Source organism: Acetobacter ghanensis (assembly GCF_001499675.1).
In the GTDB taxonomy this organism is placed as follows: Bacteria; Pseudomonadota; Alphaproteobacteria; order Acetobacterales; family Acetobacteraceae; genus Acetobacter; species Acetobacter ghanensis.
In genome coordinates this window covers 1,566,063-1,581,870 of sequence record NZ_LN609302.1, presented here as the reverse complement: position 1 = coordinate 1,581,870, position 15,808 = coordinate 1,566,063, and the positions used below count along the sequence as shown (strand labels likewise).

17 protein-coding genes and 1 pseudogene are annotated in these 15,808 nt (G+C 56.0%); 8 read left to right on the top strand and 10 right to left on the bottom strand.

The window, feature by feature from the left end:
* The first annotated feature begins 84 nt into the window (after positions 1-84).
* Positions 85-1,164, top strand: coding sequence for a YeiH family protein (locus AGA_RS07585; RefSeq protein ID WP_059023714.1), 1,080 nt, complete (start codon positions 85-87; stop codon positions 1,162-1,164).
* 43 nt (positions 1,165-1,207) lie between these two features.
* Here AGA_RS07585 and AGA_RS07580 read toward each other — a convergent pair whose 3' ends face one another.
* Together AGA_RS07580 and AGA_RS07575 are read right to left on the bottom strand one after the other, a co-directional pair.
* Positions 1,208-1,672: a nuclear transport factor 2 family protein gene (locus AGA_RS07580; RefSeq protein WP_059023713.1), complete on the bottom strand. Its 465-nt coding sequence runs from the start codon at positions 1,670-1,672 to the stop codon at positions 1,208-1,210.
* Between the two features lie 22 nt (positions 1,673-1,694).
* On the bottom strand, positions 1,695-1,970 hold the full coding sequence (locus AGA_RS07575; RefSeq protein WP_059023712.1) for a putative hemolysin: 276 nt from the start codon (positions 1,968-1,970) through the stop codon (positions 1,695-1,697).
* A 184-nt stretch (positions 1,971-2,154) separates the two neighbouring features.
* Here AGA_RS07575 and bioB point away from each other — a divergent pair, with 184 nt between their 5' ends.
* The 4 genes from bioB to AGA_RS07555 are packed head-to-tail and all read left to right on the top strand — an operon-like array spanning position 2,155 to position 5,054.
* A complete protein-coding gene (bioB, locus tag AGA_RS07570; protein WP_059023711.1) occupies positions 2,155-3,153 on the top strand; it encodes a biotin synthase BioB in 999 nt (332 codons plus the stop codon).
* Positions 3,154-3,161: 8 nt separating this feature from the next.
* Positions 3,162-3,806 carry a 7-carboxy-7-deazaguanine synthase gene (gene queE, locus AGA_RS07565; RefSeq protein WP_059023710.1) on the top strand — a complete coding sequence of 215 codons (645 nt, stop codon included), beginning with the start codon at positions 3,162-3,164 and terminating at the stop codon, positions 3,804-3,806.
* A gap of 2 nt (positions 3,807-3,808) precedes the next feature.
* Complete coding sequence (gene queC / locus AGA_RS07560) at positions 3,809-4,537, top strand: 7-cyano-7-deazaguanine synthase QueC (protein WP_059023709.1); 729 nt, start codon at positions 3,809-3,811, stop codon at positions 4,535-4,537.
* Complete coding sequence (locus tag AGA_RS07555) at positions 4,530-5,054, top strand: 6-pyruvoyl trahydropterin synthase family protein (protein WP_059023708.1); 525 nt, start codon at positions 4,530-4,532, stop codon at positions 5,052-5,054. The genes queC and AGA_RS07555 overlap by 8 nt, the downstream gene beginning before the upstream one ends.
* 57 nt (positions 5,055-5,111) lie before the next feature.
* Here AGA_RS07555 and AGA_RS07550 read toward each other — a convergent pair whose 3' ends face one another.
* On the bottom strand, positions 5,112-6,611 hold the full coding sequence (locus tag AGA_RS07550) for a malate:quinone oxidoreductase (RefSeq protein WP_264811954.1): 1,500 nt from the start codon (positions 6,609-6,611) through the stop codon (positions 5,112-5,114).
* Between the two features lie 277 nt (positions 6,612-6,888).
* Here AGA_RS07550 and AGA_RS07545 point away from each other — a divergent pair, with 277 nt between their 5' ends.
* Positions 6,889-7,323 carry an OsmC family protein gene (locus AGA_RS07545; RefSeq protein ID WP_059023707.1) on the top strand — a complete coding sequence of 145 codons (435 nt, stop codon included), beginning with the start codon at positions 6,889-6,891 and terminating at the stop codon, positions 7,321-7,323.
* A gap of 4 nt (positions 7,324-7,327) precedes the next feature.
* On the opposite strand, the gene aroC is transcribed toward AGA_RS07545, so the two are convergent.
* Together aroC and fabI are read right to left on the bottom strand one after the other, a co-directional pair.
* Complete coding sequence (gene aroC / locus AGA_RS07540; protein WP_059023706.1) at positions 7,328-8,401, bottom strand: chorismate synthase; 1,074 nt, start codon at positions 8,399-8,401, stop codon at positions 7,328-7,330.
* An 8-nt stretch (positions 8,402-8,409) separates the two neighbouring features.
* The gene (gene fabI, locus AGA_RS07535) at positions 8,410-9,249 is read right to left on the bottom strand and encodes an enoyl-ACP reductase FabI (RefSeq protein WP_059023705.1); all 840 of its coding nucleotides are present in this window, start codon (positions 9,247-9,249) and stop codon (positions 8,410-8,412) included.
* Between the two features lie 191 nt (positions 9,250-9,440).
* Between fabI and pdxH the strand changes: the two genes are divergently transcribed.
* Entirely contained in the window at positions 9,441-10,079 is a 639-nt protein-coding gene (gene pdxH, locus AGA_RS07530; protein ID WP_059023704.1) for a pyridoxamine 5'-phosphate oxidase, read from the top strand.
* A 67-nt stretch (positions 10,080-10,146) separates the two neighbouring features.
* Positions 10,147-11,025: a universal stress protein gene (locus AGA_RS07525; RefSeq protein WP_059023703.1), complete on the top strand. Its 879-nt coding sequence runs from the start codon at positions 10,147-10,149 to the stop codon at positions 11,023-11,025.
* Between the two features lie 33 nt (positions 11,026-11,058).
* Here AGA_RS07525 and AGA_RS07520 read toward each other — a convergent pair whose 3' ends face one another.
* The 5 genes and pseudogenes from AGA_RS07520 to tmk form a co-directional block, all read right to left on the bottom strand.
* A complete protein-coding gene (locus AGA_RS07520) occupies positions 11,059-11,865 on the bottom strand; it encodes an MBL fold metallo-hydrolase (RefSeq protein ID WP_059023702.1) in 807 nt (268 codons plus the stop codon).
* 15 nt (positions 11,866-11,880) lie between these two features.
* Positions 11,881-12,669 carry a TatD family hydrolase gene (locus tag AGA_RS07515; protein WP_059024745.1) on the bottom strand — a complete coding sequence of 263 codons (789 nt, stop codon included), beginning with the start codon at positions 12,667-12,669 and terminating at the stop codon, positions 11,881-11,883.
* 11 nt (positions 12,670-12,680) lie between these two features.
* A pseudogene (metG, locus tag AGA_RS07510) lies at positions 12,681-14,218 on the bottom strand (methionine--tRNA ligase).
* Entirely contained in the window at positions 14,215-15,174 is a 960-nt protein-coding gene (locus AGA_RS07505; RefSeq protein WP_231945742.1) for a DNA polymerase III subunit delta', read from the bottom strand. The pseudogene metG and the gene AGA_RS07505 overlap by 4 nt, the downstream one beginning before the upstream one ends.
* Positions 15,167-15,805: a dTMP kinase gene (gene tmk / locus AGA_RS07500; RefSeq protein ID WP_083503581.1), complete on the bottom strand. Its 639-nt coding sequence runs from the start codon at positions 15,803-15,805 to the stop codon at positions 15,167-15,169. The genes AGA_RS07505 and tmk overlap by 8 nt, the downstream gene beginning before the upstream one ends.
* Positions 15,806-15,808 lie beyond the last annotated feature (3 nt).

Genomic DNA, 15,808 nt, shown 5'->3' with positions numbered 1-15,808 from the left:
TTCGCGATTAAAACCACAAAAACTATGCGTTGGATTGATTGAATAATCTTCCCCTAAGTCTGCGAAGACGAAAGGAAGCGCGCCATGACCAGAATATTTCTCGCCCCCTTCATTCTGCCCCAACAGGCTTTCCGGTTTGTAAAAACAAACCTACCCGGCGTTCTGCTCTGCCTGCTCATTTCCTGCATGGCCATGGTGCTTGAGGCAGCCGAAACCTTCCTGCTGGGCAAAGCATGGTTGGAAAGCCTGAATCTGGCTCTGCTACTGGGCGTTTTTGCAAGAACCCTCTACGAACCCGGACTCATATGGGCAGATGGAATTAAACTCTGCTCCAAAACCCTTTTGAACATTGCCATCGTTCTTCTGGGAGCATCTTTCAGCCTCAACGCCGTTCTTTGCGCAGGCCCTCTGCTCTTGGTGGGGGTTATGGGCGTTGTGCTGTTCAGCATTATTTTTACATATGGCGTTGGACGCGTAATCGGCCTGCCCACACCTCAGCTTTTGCTGGTGGCATGTGGTAACGCCATTTGTGGAAATTCTGCCATTATGGCTGCGGCACCAGTTATTCGGGCCAAGGACGAAGATGTAGGGACAACCATTGCCTTTACTGCGGCGGGAGGCCTTGTGGTCGTCTTGTGTCTGCCCTTACTGGTTCCCACCCTACATATGAGCCAGAGTGCTCAGGGCGCACTAGCCGGGCTGACTGTTTATGCCGTGCCTCAGGTTGTTGCCGCAGCAGCCCCGTTTGGCCTAACGGCTGTGCACGTTGGCACACTAGTCAAACTTATGCGCGTCCTTATGTTGGGACCGGTCTGCATTAGCCTGTCCCTACTCGCTCCAAAGCTGCTGCATATGGGGGCATCCAGCAAGCCCCCTGCTGCACCATATCACCTGCCTCTTTCCCGGCTGGTGCCGTGGTACATTACTGGCTTTTTTGTGATGATGATCGCCCGTTCGCTCAGCATTATTCCGACAGCCGCAGTTGCCCCTTTGGGGCTTACCGCAACCAACCTGACCATTCTGGCCATGGCGGCACTGGGCCTGAGTGTGGATTTACGGTCCGTCATCCGCGCAGGCAAGCCGCTCGTTCTGACGGTATGTTTTTCCCTAGCTGGCCTGATTGGCGCCAGTCTGGCGCTCGTCAAAGTCACTTTTTGTGACTGACGAGGTCACCATAATGCACCATCCATTCCTGCACTTGGCCTGCTTACAGGCCGAGTGCGGTCAGCCCCGGATGGTCATCCGGCCTACGGCCTTTTGGCCAGTGGAACAGTCGATCAGCACTTGTAATTGGCAGATCATTGATGGACGCATGACGCTGCTGCATCAGCCCTGCCTCATCAAACTCCCAGTTCTCGTTACCGTAGGAGCGGAACCACAACCCTGCCGCATTACGCCACTCATAAGCAAAACGCACAGCAATGCGGTTTCCGCCAAAGGCCCAGACCTCCTTGATCAGTCTGTAGTCCTGCTCCTGCGCCCACTTGCGGTTTAAAAATGCAACAATCTCTGTGCGTCCACGCACAAAGTCCGTCCTGTTCCGCCAGACACTGTCGGGCGTATAGGCCAGCGCCACTTTTTCTGGCTCCTGAGAGTTCCAGGCGTCTTCAGCCATGCGGGTCTTTTGCGCAGCTGATGCCGCGTCAAATGGTGGAAAAGGAGGACGAGACATAAAAAACTCCTACCCAACAGGGTCAGTTGCTCGGACGCGGATTTTCCTGGCGGAACAGCGTCCATTCCTCAACCACACGACCATCAGGCAAATGGCAGTAGCCTACCTGCCCTTTGTCCGTTGTTTCCATCTTCAGCTCGCCACCTTTTTTAACGCAGTAAAGGGAGGCCGGATTGGGCATACGTAACGGCCTTACACCGCGCCCAGAACGTTCCTCCGGGTGATGTTCGCAAGCTGCAAGCGACGTCACTGCCGTCATGGCCAGCACCAGCCCTGTAACCGCCTTCTTTTTTGTCATCTTACCCACCTTTCTTTGTCGTTGGGTTTTGCGCGCTTCGAGTATTCAAACACTTTCCGCCCGTTGTGAAGGTGGGGCACCCACCCCCCCCCTTCGGCCATCTGCTAAAAACTGGCTTTGACCATCCAAACACGCTATGCTGCATTGCACTTTCCTCTAGCATATCTGGTTCGGTCAACATTCCATGCCTGACGGTTCGCCCTCCTTTTCCCGCCCTGCCTCCCCCTCTCTGGACATCCGCCATGACTGGAGTGTGGCCGAAGTGCAGGCTTTGCTTGATCTTCCGTTTCCGGAACTAATGTTTCAGGCGCAAGCAATCCATCGCGCAACGTTTGATCCGACAGAGATACAAATCTCCACCCTCCTGTCCATCAAAACAGGCGGCTGCCCGGAAGACTGCGCATACTGCCCCCAGAGCACCGCGCACGAAGACGGTGTTAAAGCTGAAAAGCTTATGGCAGTCGAAAAGGTTCTGACCGAAGCCAAAAAAGCCAAGGCCGCAGGTGCCAGCCGTTTTTGCATGGGCGCCGCATGGCGTAGCCCCAAAGAACGCGACATGGAAACCGTCTGCGCCATGATTGAAGGCGTTAAAGACCTTGGTATGGAAACCTGTGTAACCTTGGGGATGCTGGATGATGCGCAGGCCCACAGACTAAAGCAGGCTGGTCTGGACTATTATAACCACAATATTGATACATCGCCTGAGTATTATGGCCAGATCATCACCACCCGCACTTATCAGGAACGACTGGACACCCTCTCCAACGTGCGGGATGCAGGCATTAACGTCTGCTGTGGTGGCATTGTTGGCATGGGTGAAAATGAAACCGACCGCGCAGGGCTGATTACAGCACTGGCCAACATGCCCTCTCACCCCGAAAGTGTACCCATCAATCTGCTTGTTCGCGTAGAAGGCACCCCCCTTGCCCAAGCGGATGAAGTGCGTCCGCTAGACTTTGTGCGGATGATTGCCGCGGCCCGCATTACCATGCCCAAAAGCCGCGTGCGGCTAGCCGCGGGCCGTGAAAACATGACCGATGAAACCCAGACTCTGTGTTTTCTGGCCGGAGCCAACTCCATATTCTACGGCGAGCGGCTGCTGACCACACCCAACCCTCAAGCCCAGCGTGACCGTGCATTGCTGGACAATCTGGGCATGCACACGACCGGGATTGGCCTGTAAGATTTTCAATGGTTTACTCGGTCAAAGAAATTTTCCTTACCCTGCAGGGCGAAGGCGGGCAGGCAGGGCGTGTGGCCGTGTTCTGCCGCTTTACCGGATGTAACCTCTGGTCCGGTCGGGAGGAAGATCGGCAAGAGGCCATCTGCCAGTTTTGCGATACGGATTTTGTTGGCACAGATGGCAGCAATGGCGGGCGGTTCCAGACCGCCGCCGATCTAGCTGACTGTATTGCAAACTTCTGGCCTGCGCAGGCTCCAGCAACCCCACAACGTCGTTTGATCGTTTTTACGGGGGGGGAGCCACTGCTCCAGCTTGATGCGCCCTTAATTGACGCCATGCATGCCAGAGGATTTTCCATTGCGGTCGAAAGCAATGGCACCATAGCCGCTCCTCAGGGCATAGACTGGCTATGTATCAGCCCCAAAGCCGGTGCTCCGCTTGTACAAACCAGTGGTACCGAGCTTAAACTCGTTTACCCTCAAGAGGGACTGAACCCGGCAGACGTCGCTGGGCTGGACTTTACCCACTTCTGGCTACAGCCTAAGGATGGTCCCGATCAGGCTGCCAACACACAGGCAGCCATTGCCTACTGCCTGCAAACGCCCCAATGGGCGTTATCCCTACAAACTCACAAGCTGACGGGAATACCCTGATCATGCCCCTGTCCTCCAAGGAACAGACTGAATCCGCCCTGGTTCTTTTTTCTGGCGGACAGGATTCTGCAACATGCCTTGCATGGGCCTTATCCCGCTTTGGGCATGTGGAAACCGTTGGGTTTGACTACGGCCAGCGCCATGCCATTGAACTAGAATGCCGCCAGAGCATAAGAGACGGACTAGCCGCAGCAAACCCACAATGGAAACAGCGTCTGGGACCAGACCATACTTTGCCCCTGCACGCCCTGAATGATATTTCCGACACTGCCCTAACGCGCGATGCCGAAATTTCCATGACGCAAAGCGGCCTGCCCAACACTTTTGTGCCCGGCCGGAACCTGATTTTTTTGACATTTTCCGCCGCCCTTGCCGCGCGTAGAGGCATACGCCACATCGTGACCGGTGTTTGTGAGACAGACTATTCCGGCTACCCGGACTGCCGGGATGACACTATCAAGGCCCTACAGGTCGCTCTCAATCTGGGTATGGACAGCCGATATGTCCTGCACACGCCTCTCATGTGGCTGGACAAGGCCGAAACATGGACACTGGCGGAAGAGCTTGGCGGTGAAGCAGTAGTTACCCTCATTAACCATGAGAGTCATACCTGTTACATGGGTGAGCGCAGTACACGCCACGCTTGGGGGTATGGATGTGGTACCTGCCCAGCCTGCCAACTCCGCCGTGCCGGATGGGAAGCCTACAAAGCAGAAAACCAAAATGCCTGACCTTGTTTTTACGCGTCGTTTTTCCATGGGGCACCGTCTGATCCACGGAGCAAGCGAGAGCTGCGCCCTGCCCCACGGTCACAACGAATTTGTGACTGTCCGCCTTACACCCACCAAAGCAACCCGGCTTGATGGCCGCGGAAACATGCCTGTTTCCTTCCAGAACGCAAAACAGACATGGCATCGCTTTGTGGACGAGCGGTTGGACCATGCGCTGCAACTGGCGGAAGACGACCCGCTCCTTGCATGGTTCCAAACACATGAGCCAGCACGCGCCGCACGTATTGTAGTCACGCCGGGTGACCCGACAACAGAACTCATGACCTGCCTACTTATGGCCAAGGTCAATGCGTTCCTGTTAGCTGAAGGGGGTGTTCTGCGGTGCTCTGAATTGAGCATTGAGGAAACGCCCACCAACACCGTCAGCTTTGATGGTGACCCGGCAGACTTTATTCCGCAGCGTTCCACAGAGCAAACATGCTGGTGGAACCGGGCCGATATGAGCATAGCCGACTAAATTACGCGGCCAGAGCAGCTGCCCCAGTATGACTTATACGGGGCAGCGTGCCTGATATTACTGGCTTAGCCCCAGAACCTGCGTTGTTTTATCAAAAACTTCGTCACACAGTTCTGGATGACGGGCGAGTTTCTGCCCGAAAGACGGAATAATCTGCCGCAGCTTATCGGTCCATTCCGGGATTTTTGCGGAGAAGCATTTCTCCAGAACGTTCAGCATAATTGGCGCTGCCGTGGATGCGCCGGGCGATGCCCCCAGCAGGGCCGCAACAGAGCCATCCTTGCTGGCAATAACTTCCGTACCAAACTGAAGAACACCACCTTTGGCAGCATCCTTTTTAATAATCTGCACACGCTGGCCTGCCACCACCAGCTCCCAATCCTTGGCCTGAGCGTCGGGAATAAAGTCCTGCAATGCCTTAATACGCGCGCTTTGTGTCTGCAAAACCTGCTCGATCAGATACTTGGTCAAAGCCCAGTTATCCCGCGCAACCGCCAGCATGGGACCAATGTTGTCTGCGCGAACGGAAAGCGGCAGATCCATAAGGGACCCCTGCTTTAGAAAACGAGTGGAAAAACCAGCATACGGGCCAAACAGCAGGGCCGGACTTCCGTCAATCATCCGCGTATCAAGATGCGGTACAGACATGGGAGGAGCCCCCACGGAGGCCTTACCGTAAATCTTGGCATGGTGCTGCGCTATCAGGTCAGGGTTGGTGCAACGCAGGAACTGCCCACTAACCGGAAAACCACCAATGCCGCGCGCTTCGGGAATGCCTGTTTTCTGCAACAGAGAGAGTGCCCCACCGCCACCGCCAATAAAGACAAACCGGGCGTTCACCTCACGCTGGGTATTCTGACGCAGATCCTTGACCTTGAGCTTCCAGCCGTCCTGACCATTGCGGACAAGATCACTCACCTCGTGCTGCGTATGGAGCGTGCAGGCTGGCGTACTGGCCAGATAGGTGAACATCAAACGGGTCAGAGCGCCAAAATTAACGTCTGTCCCTCTCAGGCTACGTGTCAAAGCCAGTTTCTGCCCTGCCGGACGGTCACGCATAATAAGCGGTGCCCACTGCTTAATCTGGGCCGTATCTTCCGTATATTCCATACCGGAGAACAAGGGATGCTGGGAGAGCGCTTCGTAACGTTTGCGCAAGAACGCCACGTTATCATCCCCCCACACAAAGCTCATGTGCGGAACAGGCGTTAAAAAGCTTTTGGCCGATACAATAATCTCGTTTTCCACCAGATAAGACCAGAACTGACGGGAAATCTGGAACTGTTCGTTCACCCCCACAGCCTTGGTAATATCCACGGTCCCATCTGCCCCCTGGGGGGTATAATTCAGCTCGCATAGGGCGGAGTGCCCCGTGCCTGCATTATTCCACGCGTTGGAACTTTCTTCCGCAACACTGCCCAGACGTTCGAAAACGCTAATGCTCCAGTCCGGCTGGAGCTGGCGCAGCAATGTCCCCAGCGTGGCGCTCATGACGCCACCGCCAATAAGGACAACATCAACGGAAGAAGCGGTATCGGTCGTGGTGGAACTCATTATGGTCTCCGCGTTGTCAGCCTCGCCCGCCGCCGCGTCTGCGCATGGAAACGGGGCCAAAGAATAAGCCGGAATGCCCCTACTCCTCCCTGCTTGCAAGGTTTTACAGAGCGTTCACAGCCATATTATTAAAAGCAGTATAGGCACATTCCGTCCAAAACGCCTTTTCATCTCTGCGAGAGCAGGCAGCCATGCGTGAACTTTATCGACCGCCCCAACGTTCGTCCAATACGATGCCTGACAACACACATCAGGCGAACAGAAGACGGATACAGCGCATATGAGCAGCATTATCAAACATGGCAGCGCACATTGGGAAGGTGCCATTAAAACAGGCAAAGGCACTGTTTCCACCCAGAGTGGCGCACTCAACAAGCAACCTTACGGTTTTAACACGCGCTTTGAAGGACAGCCCGGCACCAATCCGGAAGAACTTCTCGGTGCCGCCCACGCTGCCTGTTTTTCCATGGCGCTGTCCCTCATTCTGGGAGATGCGGGACTAACCGCCACGTCCATTGATACGCAGGCCGATGTCAGCCTGAACAAGACAGATGCGGGTTTTGAAATTGACGCCATTACCCTACGCCTGAAGGCACAGGTCCCCGGCGCAACGCAACAGCAGTTTGAGGAACTGGCCAACAAAGCCAAAGTGGGTTGCCCTGTTTCCAAACTCTTCAAGGCAACCATAACGTTGGAAGCAACTCTGGTCGCGTAAGCTCTCAGCCGCCGACCTGCGCACGATGCCGCAGCAGATGGTCTGCCAGAACGCAGGCCATCATGGCTTCTCCAACAGGAACAGCCCGAATACCCACGCAAGGGTCATGCCGCCCTTTGGTAATAACCTGCGTTTCCGCCCCATCTTTGGTAATGGACGGAACAGGTGTCAGCATGGAACTGGTTGGCTTGACCGCAAAACGGGCCACCACGGGCTGACCGCTGGAAATTCCCCCCAACACGCCACCGGCATGGTTGGAACCAAATTCCAACGCACCATCACGCATGAACAGGGCATCCGCATTTTCTGGGCCAGTGAGGGATGCAGAGGCAAACCCATCACCAATTTCCACACCTTTAACGGCGTTAATGCTCATAAAAGCCGCGGCAATATCTGCATCCAGTTTGCCATAAATGGGAGCGCCCAAACCAGCAGGCACACCCTCAGCCACAACCTCGATAACAGCACCAATGGATGAACCGGCTTTGCGAATGGCAGCCAGATACGCGGCCCATTCTTCCACAACTCCGGCATCGGGCGCAAAGAACGGGTTACGCTCTACCTCTGCCCAGTCCCAACGGGTACGGTCAATATCCTTGGGGCCAAGCTGAACCAGCGCGCCACGCACGCTTACCCCTTCACCCAGCACCTTACGGGCCACGGCCCCTGCGGCAACACGGCAGGCTGTCTCACGAGCGGAGGAGCGCCCTCCGCCACGATAATCCCGAATACCGTACTTTAGGTCATACACAAGGTCAGCGTGACCGGGGCGATATGTCTGCGCGATGTCACCATAATCGCGCGACCTCTGGTCCGTATTCTCGATAACCAGAGAGATCGGTGTGCCCGTTGTCTGCCCTTCAAACACACCGGACAGAATACGAACCTGATCAGGCTCCTGCCGCTGCGTTGTAAAAGCCGACTGGCCGGGCCGCCTGCGGTCAAGAAAAGGCTGAATATCAGCCTCACTCAATGCAATCCGCGGCGGGCAGCCGTCAATAACACACCCGATCGCAGGACCATGGCTCTCGCCCCACGTCGTAACCCGGAACATATGCCCGAAAGTATTGTAGGACACGGCTGTGCTTAGTCCCCAGCAACAGAAATATCGGGAGCCGCCGGATTTTTCATGCCCACCATGTGGTAACCACAGTCAACGTGGTGCACTTCACCCGTTACCCCGGAAGAAAGGTCGGACAGCATATATAGCCCAGCGCCCCCCACTTCTTCCAGCATCACGTTGCGTTCCAGCGGCGCGTTATACTGATTCCACTTGAGAATGTAGCGGAAATCGCCAATTCCGCTGGCTGCCAGCGTTTTGACCGGCCCTGCGGACACTGCATTCACACGAATACCCTCAGACCCAAGGTCAGCCGCCATGTAACGCACGGATGCCTCAAGCGCAGCCTTGGCAACACCCATGACATTATAGTGGGGCATAACGCGCTCTGCACCCAAATAGCTAAGAGTGAGCAAGGAGCCGCCATTCTTCATCAGGCCCGCAGCACGGCGTGCAACGGCGGTAAAGGAATAGCACGAAATATCCAGCGCAGTCAGGAATGCGGCGCGCGGGGTATCCACGTAGCGGCCACGCAGGAACTGCTTGTCAGCCCAGCCAATGGCGTGCACGACAAAGTCCAGTTCACCCCATTCGCGCTCAATCGTAGCGAATGTTTCGTCAATGGCGGCGTCGTCCGTTACATCGCACGGCAGAACCAGCTTTGCACCAACACTTTCTGCCAAAGGCTGTACGCGTTTGCCCAACGCTTCGCCCTGATAGGTAAATGCCAGTTCGCCCCCCTGTGCGGCCACTGCGGATGCAATGCCCCATGCAAGAGAGCGGTCATTGGCAACACCCATCACCAGACCTTTTTTGCCCTTCATCAGCGTACCTTTTGTGGGCAGCTCGGCGTTGGGAGAAGACATGTGGGAACCTCAACCTACCTGTTTCGGAAAAAATTCTGGGTTTTCTGTAGGGGTGGTCGCATACACCGGCGCGTGAAACAAGCCCAAAGACGCATGGACGTGCTTTAAACTCGTATCGGGCAGGAGTATGGAATCACACGGGAAAGAGAGTAACCCTTCTTTCCATGACCATTAGAGCAAGAGTCCGAACCATGCCGGAAACAGACATAGCCTCCTCCTCTGTCCCTTTTACGGACCAGCCTCTGATTGACCTGAAGGCTGACCCGTTCACGCTCTTTGACGCCTGGATGCAGGATGCAGAAAAAGCAGAGCCCTGTGACCCCAACGCCATGGTTCTGGCCACCGCCACAGCCGATGGTCGTCCCTCCGCACGCGTGGTGCTGCTTAAAGGCCATGACCAGAGAGGGTTTGTCTTTTACACCAACATGTTCAGTCGGAAGGGGCAGGAACTCGCAGCCAACCCGCACGCAGCCCTGCTCTTCCACTGGAAAAGCCTGCGCCGCCAAATTCGAATCGAAGGCGATATTTTTCCAGTCTCGGACGAAGAAGCAGATGCCTATTTTGCGAGTCGGAGCCGCATGTCCCGCCTAGGGGCCATTGCCTCCAACCAGTCTCACCCACTGGCCGACCGAGCAATTTTTGAAAACCGCCTTAAAGAGGCGGAGAACAAGTTTGGGGACGGCCCCATTCCCCGCCCGGAAAACTGGTCTGGCTACCGGGTCAGCCCGCAGCATTTTGAATTCTGGCAGGAGCGTCCGTTCCGCCTGCACGACCGGGCTATATGGGAACGCCAAGGGAACGGATGGGACGTAACACGGTTATATCCATAAGTTATCACGCCAATTATCCGCACAGCATACGTGCACAACCGGTACAGGCATTAAAAGGAGCAACACCATGAAAGACGTCCGCAAAATCCTGCTTCCACTCCCCAGCACGTCCAATGCCGAAGCGGCACTGGTCCGCGGTGGCAATTTTGCCCGCCGCTTTGGCGCACACCTTGCAGTTCTGCACGTTCGCCCCGATGGACGCGACATTGCGCCACTGGCGGGCGAAGGTATGTCGGGCGCAATGGTGGAAGACCTTATGCGCTCTGCCGACCACGAAAGCGCACGCCATGCCCATGACGTGCATACGCTGTTCGAGCGTTACACGGCAGCACAGCCCGACATTCAGGTCGTCCCCCTGCACAGCATGTATCCGGTCGATGCGCCAAGCATCAGCTTTACCGTTGTGCGCGGTGCGGAAAGCGAGATTGTTCCCGCACAGGCGCGCCTGTCCGACTTTACACTGGTGCCACACCCGGATTCTGGAGATGAGGTTTCGTCTTCCGAAACGCTGCACGCTGTGCTGTTTGACAGTGGACGTCCGGTTGTTATGGCCCCCCGCACCAGCCCGGTCGGGCTGATTAAACGCGTGTGCATTGGCTGGAATGGAACTGCGGAATCTTCCTCCGCTCTCCGGGGAGCTCTGGCGTGGGCCCAGACGGCCGAAGCCGTGCGGGTGCTGCACTGTGGTGACTACCAGCGCCGTGGTCCCAGCGCAAAAGACGTGCTGGAGTATCTGGCCGCGCACAGCATCAAGGCGGATGCCGTAGAATTTCAGCCCATCGACCGTGATGTGGGGAAAGGTCTGCTCGCTGCCTGCAAGGACTTTGATGCCGATATGCTGGCCATGGGGGCCTATTCACATTCCCGCCTCAGACAGCTTATTCTGGGCGGTGTGACCCGGCATGTACTGGAAACAGCCGATATTACGGTGCTTATGAGCCGCTAAGACACCCAGCCATGACCCAAGCCCCTGCCCGCCTCACAAACCATGAGGCGGGTCGGGGACCTCAAAGCTCATACCATCCCACGCGGCCTCGACCCCGTCCGGGAGGTTCTCCTGCATCCAGCCCCAGTCCATTTCCGTACCCATATGGGTTAGAATAATACGCTGCGGTTGGAGCCGATCTTTCCATTCCATAACACGGTCAAGCCACGCATGAGCTCCGTGTGGTGTTTTTTGAAAACAGTCCACCATCCATGTCTGCACACCACGCAGGCACTCAAGAGACGCTTCGGGTAACTCCACCACGTCCGTACTGTAAGCAAATGAGCCGCAGCGAATACCCGTGGATGTGACGTAGCCGTGATTTTGCTCAAACAGAACAAACTCAAACCCGCCGATGGTAACAGGCTGCCCCCATGTAATGGGATGAGACTGCAAGGCCGCCCGAAAAAAATGTGGTGGTGTGCAAGGTTTGAAAACATAGGCAAACCGCGCCTCCAACTCCGCCAACACCTCGGCGGTGGCATAGGCGTTAATGGCTTTGCCTATCTGGCGGTTAATGCCCCTTATCTCATCAATACCGGCAACGTGGTCAGCGTGGGTATGCGTATAAATAATATTGTCAAACGCGCTAATTCCGTGCGCAAGCAATTGCGCACGCAAATCTGGCCCCGTATCAACCAGAACGCCACACCCATCTTCCATACGCAAAAAAATGGATGCACGGCTCCGCCTGTTACGGGGTTCATCCGGGTTGCAGGCACCCCACTGGCCATGCCCATCTGCCCCTCCAAGGGCTGGCACGCCAGATGAGCCACCACACCCAAGCACACTGACCTTCATACCCGGTTCTCCCGCTTAGCTAACCTTACGAAACAACCGTTGAAAATTCCGCGTTGTCTGGTCAGTAAAGGCAGCCATTTCCAGACCACGCTCCTGCGCAATACGACCCGCTGTATGGGCAACAAAAGCAGGCTGGTTGCGTTTGCCACGTTGCGGCACCGGTGCCAGATAAGGCGCGTCGGTTTCCACCAGAATACGGTCCAAGGGCACGTCACGGGCAACGCTCCGAATTTCCTCACACTTGGGAAATGTGGCAATCCCGGAAAAACTGACATAGCCGCCCAAAGCTACCACCCGCCGCGCCAGATCTGGGCCAGAGGCAAAACAGTGCAGCAAAATTGGAAAAGCCCCTTTGGCGGATTCATCCTCCAGAATAGTGGCAACATCCTCATCCGCCTGACGGGCATGGATAATCACCGGAATATCCAGTTCTCTGGCAGCCTGAATATGCCGGCGAAAACTTGCCTGCTGGAGTGGTCGCACCTCTTCCCGGCCATGAAAATAATCCAGCCCCGTCTCCCCAATGCCGATAACCTCCGGGGCCTCTGCAACGGCGACAATATCCTGCACCAAGGGAAGCTCTGTTTCTTCCACATGGTCCGGGTGTGTGCCAACGGTGCACCATATGCGCATATCTGGCTGGCCAAAACCCGTCAGACGCTTTTGCTCTGGAGCATGAGACAGGCGAGTGCCAATTGTAACCATTCCACTCAGACCTGCCTCCCGTGCTGCATCAAGCAGCCCCGGAAGCTCTTCATCCGAGAAATGGTCCAGATGGCAATGAGAGTCGATCAATCCCGGCATGGTAACAACAGTCATACCTGCTCCGGTTCAACATAACGGGGGAAAATACCCTGCGGTGGAGGCAACTGCCGACCACCGGGCAAAGGTGTCTCAAGTGCAGCAAATGTCCGCTCGTCTTCCGCTACGCCAAGCTGGTCCAGCATCCGCGCCATGCTGTGCGGCATAAAGGGCTGAAGCATGGTGGCAATGCCCCGCAATGCGTCCAGCAGAACCCGCAGTACGTCGGCCATTCGCTCCACGTCCGTCTTACGGAGCGCCCATGGTGCCTGATGATCGATATAGGCGTTACAGGCGCGGATGACCTTCCACACATCTTCCAGTGCGTCGGTCAGGGCACAGCGTTCAAACTGGGCGGCCAGCAGTTGTGGTAGCACCGTAACCTGACCAAGCAGCTTCTGGTCATCTTCCGTCAGGCTGCGGCGTTCTGGCAGAATGCCACCACAGTTACGCGCAACCAGAGAAAGCGTCCTCTGGGCCAGATTCCCCAGATCGTTAGCCAGCTCCACATTATTCCGCATGATCAGCGCCTTGCGGGACAGATCACTATCCCCACCAAAAGGCACTTCACGCAGGACAAAGAACCGCACGGCATCCAGCCCGAATTCTGCAACCAGTTCTCTGGGATCAACCACATTGCCCAAAGATTTGCTCATCTTCTGGCCTTCTATGGTCCACCAGCCGTTGGCAAAAACCTTTTTAGGCAGCTCAATCCCAGCCGCCATAAGGAAAGCTGGCCAGTAAATGGCATGGAAACGCGCAATATCCTTGCCGACAAGATGCAGGCTGGCAGGCCAGAATGCCATGCGCGGCGCATCCGGGTCCGGGTAACCCAGAGCACTCAGGTAATTAGCCAGCGCATCGAACCACACATACATAACGTGCTGGTTATCCCCCGGTACGGGGATACCCCATTTGAAGCTGGTACGGCTGATGGACAGATCCCTCAGCCCCTGCTTAACAAAGCTGACAATCTCGTTCCGCATACCATGCGGACCCAAAAATTCTGGGTGCTGCTCATACAGAGCAAGCAGGCGGTCCTGATAGTCCGAAAGACGGAAGAAGTAGGAAGGCTCCTTGACCCACTCAACGGGCGCACCGGTGGGGGCAACCTTTTTGCCGTCTGGCCCATCCACCAGTTCATCTTCACCGTAAAAACATTCATCCCGCAGGGCGTACCAGCCTTCATACGCATCCAGATAAATGGCACCATTTCCCGCCACTTTCCGCCACAGGGCCTGCGCGCTGGCAATGTGGCGCGGCTCTGTTGTACGGATAAAATCATCGTATGAAATAGCCATGGCATCCGCCATGGCGCGGAAATTGGCGGAAACGTTATCCGCAAATTCTTTAGGAGCTACACCAGCGACCTGCGCGGCCTGCTCCACTTTCTGCCCGTGTTCATCGGTACCCGTCAGAAAAAAACATCATCTCCCGCCAGACGATGAAACCGCGCCATAACGTCCGCTGCGATGGACGTATAGGCGTGGCCGATATGCGGTGCTCCATTTACGTAGTAGATAGGGGTAGTCACATAGAAACGACGGGTCATTCTGGGCTCGCAATCGTCATGGCTTCAATAAGAGCTTCCTGTTTATCCAGATTAAAGCGTTCCGTCTCGGTATGAACGCGCATAATCTGTTCCCACGCGGCGGCAATGGCCATGCACTGGGCGCTGCCCGCCTTGGCGGCCTGCCGCGCTGTGGTTTGTAACTGGTCTGATAACAGAGCGAAAAAGAGGCTGAAACCATAATCCTTACGTAAAATGGTTTCGGCAATTTCATACCCCCGCAACGCGGGCACACCCTGCAATACTTCGGCTACCAACGCGGCTACACTACCGCCAGCATCCGCCAACAATGCCACAGCCTTGCCCGGCGCTCCATGTGCCTGTGCCAGAATACGCATAAAATCCTGCTCTGGCAGATCCGGCCATTGCGTATGCATGACCTTACGCATATCGGCCTCTGGCAGGGGGGCAAGCTCCAGCTTGCGGCAACGGCTGCGTATGGTCGGCAACAGACGTCCGGGGGCGGAACTGGTCAGAATCAGGACCGTGGCGGGTGGTGGCTCTTCCAGAATTTTAAGAACCGCATTCGCGGCACTCCGGTTCATCCATTCCGCACCATCCACAATAACCACCCGCCAGCCTCCCTCGGCTGCGGTCCGGCGTAAAAATGCGTTAATCGGCCGGACGTCATCGGCAACGATTTCCTGCCTATAACGCTGTTTTTTTTCATCATAGCCACGCTCGACCACCAGCAGATCAGCATGGGTCGCAGCGGAAATACGGCGTCCTGCGGGCAGCTCTTCCGCCTCACCACCCAGCAGAATGCGGGCCAACGCAAATGCGAATGTTGCCTTGCCAATGCCCGGAGGCCCCGTCACCAACCACGCATGGGGCATACGCCCCTTACCTAGCGCCTCGCGGAAGAGGGCCAGTTCCGCGCCATGGCCTTGCAAGTGCAATGACGCCAGACGTGGCGACATGAAAGTCCTGTCAGACATTGGATAATCTGGACAAAATTTCCTTCATGATCAGGCTGTTCACCGCCTCCTGACTATGGTTGGCCGTGGCAATACAGTGCAGACGCTCAGGGTTCTGGCGGGCTATTTGCTTAAACCCTGCGGCAATACGGGCGTGGAATCCTTCATCCGCCTGCTCGTAACGGTCTGTTGGCACACCACGCACAGCCAGCCTCTGCCGCGTGACCTCTCTTGGTGCTTCCAGCAGAAATGTCATGTCCGGCATTAGGCCAAGCTGTTTTTGCAACTCACCAATCAGTGCCAGAATAGCAGGGTCTCCCTCCGCCCTGCCGTACCCTTGGTACGCCATGGTAGAATCCGTAAACCGGTCGCACAGCACAATCTGTCCGTCTGCAAGCGCCGGACGGATAACCTGATCAACATGGTCAAACCGTGCGGCAAAATGCGTCAGAATTTCTGCCCGCAGAGACAAAGGGTTTTGTCCAAAAAGCAAAAGCTGCCGCAAATCCTCGGCACCTGGAGAGCCACCCGGCTCCCGTGTTGCTAGAACCCTATACCCTTGTGACTGTAGAGCATCCCTTAGCAGACGGAGTTGCGTGGATTTTCCAACACCTTCTCCGCCTTCCAACGTTATGAACTGGCCAGACATCATAAA

What these genes read in the sequence shown, in the direction of transcription:
- AGA_RS07555 (WP_059023708.1), top strand. Translation starts at nt 4,530, where the DNA reads ATGCCTGACCTTGTTTTTACGCGTCGTTTTTCCATGGGGCACCGTCTG.
- queE (WP_059023710.1), top strand. Translation starts at nt 3,162, where the DNA reads ATGGTTTACTCGGTCAAAGAAATTTTCCTTACCCTGCAGGGCGAAGGC.
- AGA_RS07520 (WP_059023702.1), bottom strand. Translation starts at nt 11,865, where the DNA reads ATGAAGGTCAGTGTGCTTGGGTGTGGTGGCTCATCTGGCGTGCCAGCC.
- AGA_RS07525 (WP_059023703.1), top strand. Translation starts at nt 10,147, where the DNA reads ATGAAAGACGTCCGCAAAATCCTGCTTCCACTCCCCAGCACGTCCAAT.
- AGA_RS07505 (WP_231945742.1), bottom strand. Translation starts at nt 15,174, where the DNA reads ATGTCTGACAGGACTTTCATGTCGCCACGTCTGGCGTCATTGCACTTG.
- bioB (WP_059023711.1), top strand. Translation starts at nt 2,155, where the DNA reads ATGCCTGACGGTTCGCCCTCCTTTTCCCGCCCTGCCTCCCCCTCTCTG.
- AGA_RS07545 (WP_059023707.1), top strand. Translation starts at nt 6,889, where the DNA reads ATGAGCAGCATTATCAAACATGGCAGCGCACATTGGGAAGGTGCCATT.
- AGA_RS07580 (WP_059023713.1), bottom strand. Translation starts at nt 1,672, where the DNA reads ATGTCTCGTCCTCCTTTTCCACCATTTGACGCGGCATCAGCTGCGCAA.
- pdxH (WP_059023704.1), top strand. Translation starts at nt 9,441, where the DNA reads ATGCCGGAAACAGACATAGCCTCCTCCTCTGTCCCTTTTACGGACCAG.
- AGA_RS07515 (WP_059024745.1), bottom strand. Translation starts at nt 12,669, where the DNA reads ATGCCGGGATTGATCGACTCTCATTGCCATCTGGACCATTTCTCGGAT.
- tmk (WP_083503581.1), bottom strand. Translation starts at nt 15,805, where the DNA reads ATGATGTCTGGCCAGTTCATAACGTTGGAAGGCGGAGAAGGTGTTGGA.
- fabI (WP_059023705.1), bottom strand. Translation starts at nt 9,249, where the DNA reads ATGTCTTCTCCCAACGCCGAGCTGCCCACAAAAGGTACGCTGATGAAG.
- AGA_RS07575 (WP_059023712.1), bottom strand. Translation starts at nt 1,970, where the DNA reads ATGACAAAAAAGAAGGCGGTTACAGGGCTGGTGCTGGCCATGACGGCA.
- queC (WP_059023709.1), top strand. Translation starts at nt 3,809, where the DNA reads ATGCCCCTGTCCTCCAAGGAACAGACTGAATCCGCCCTGGTTCTTTTT.
- AGA_RS07585 (WP_059023714.1), top strand. Translation starts at nt 85, where the DNA reads ATGACCAGAATATTTCTCGCCCCCTTCATTCTGCCCCAACAGGCTTTC.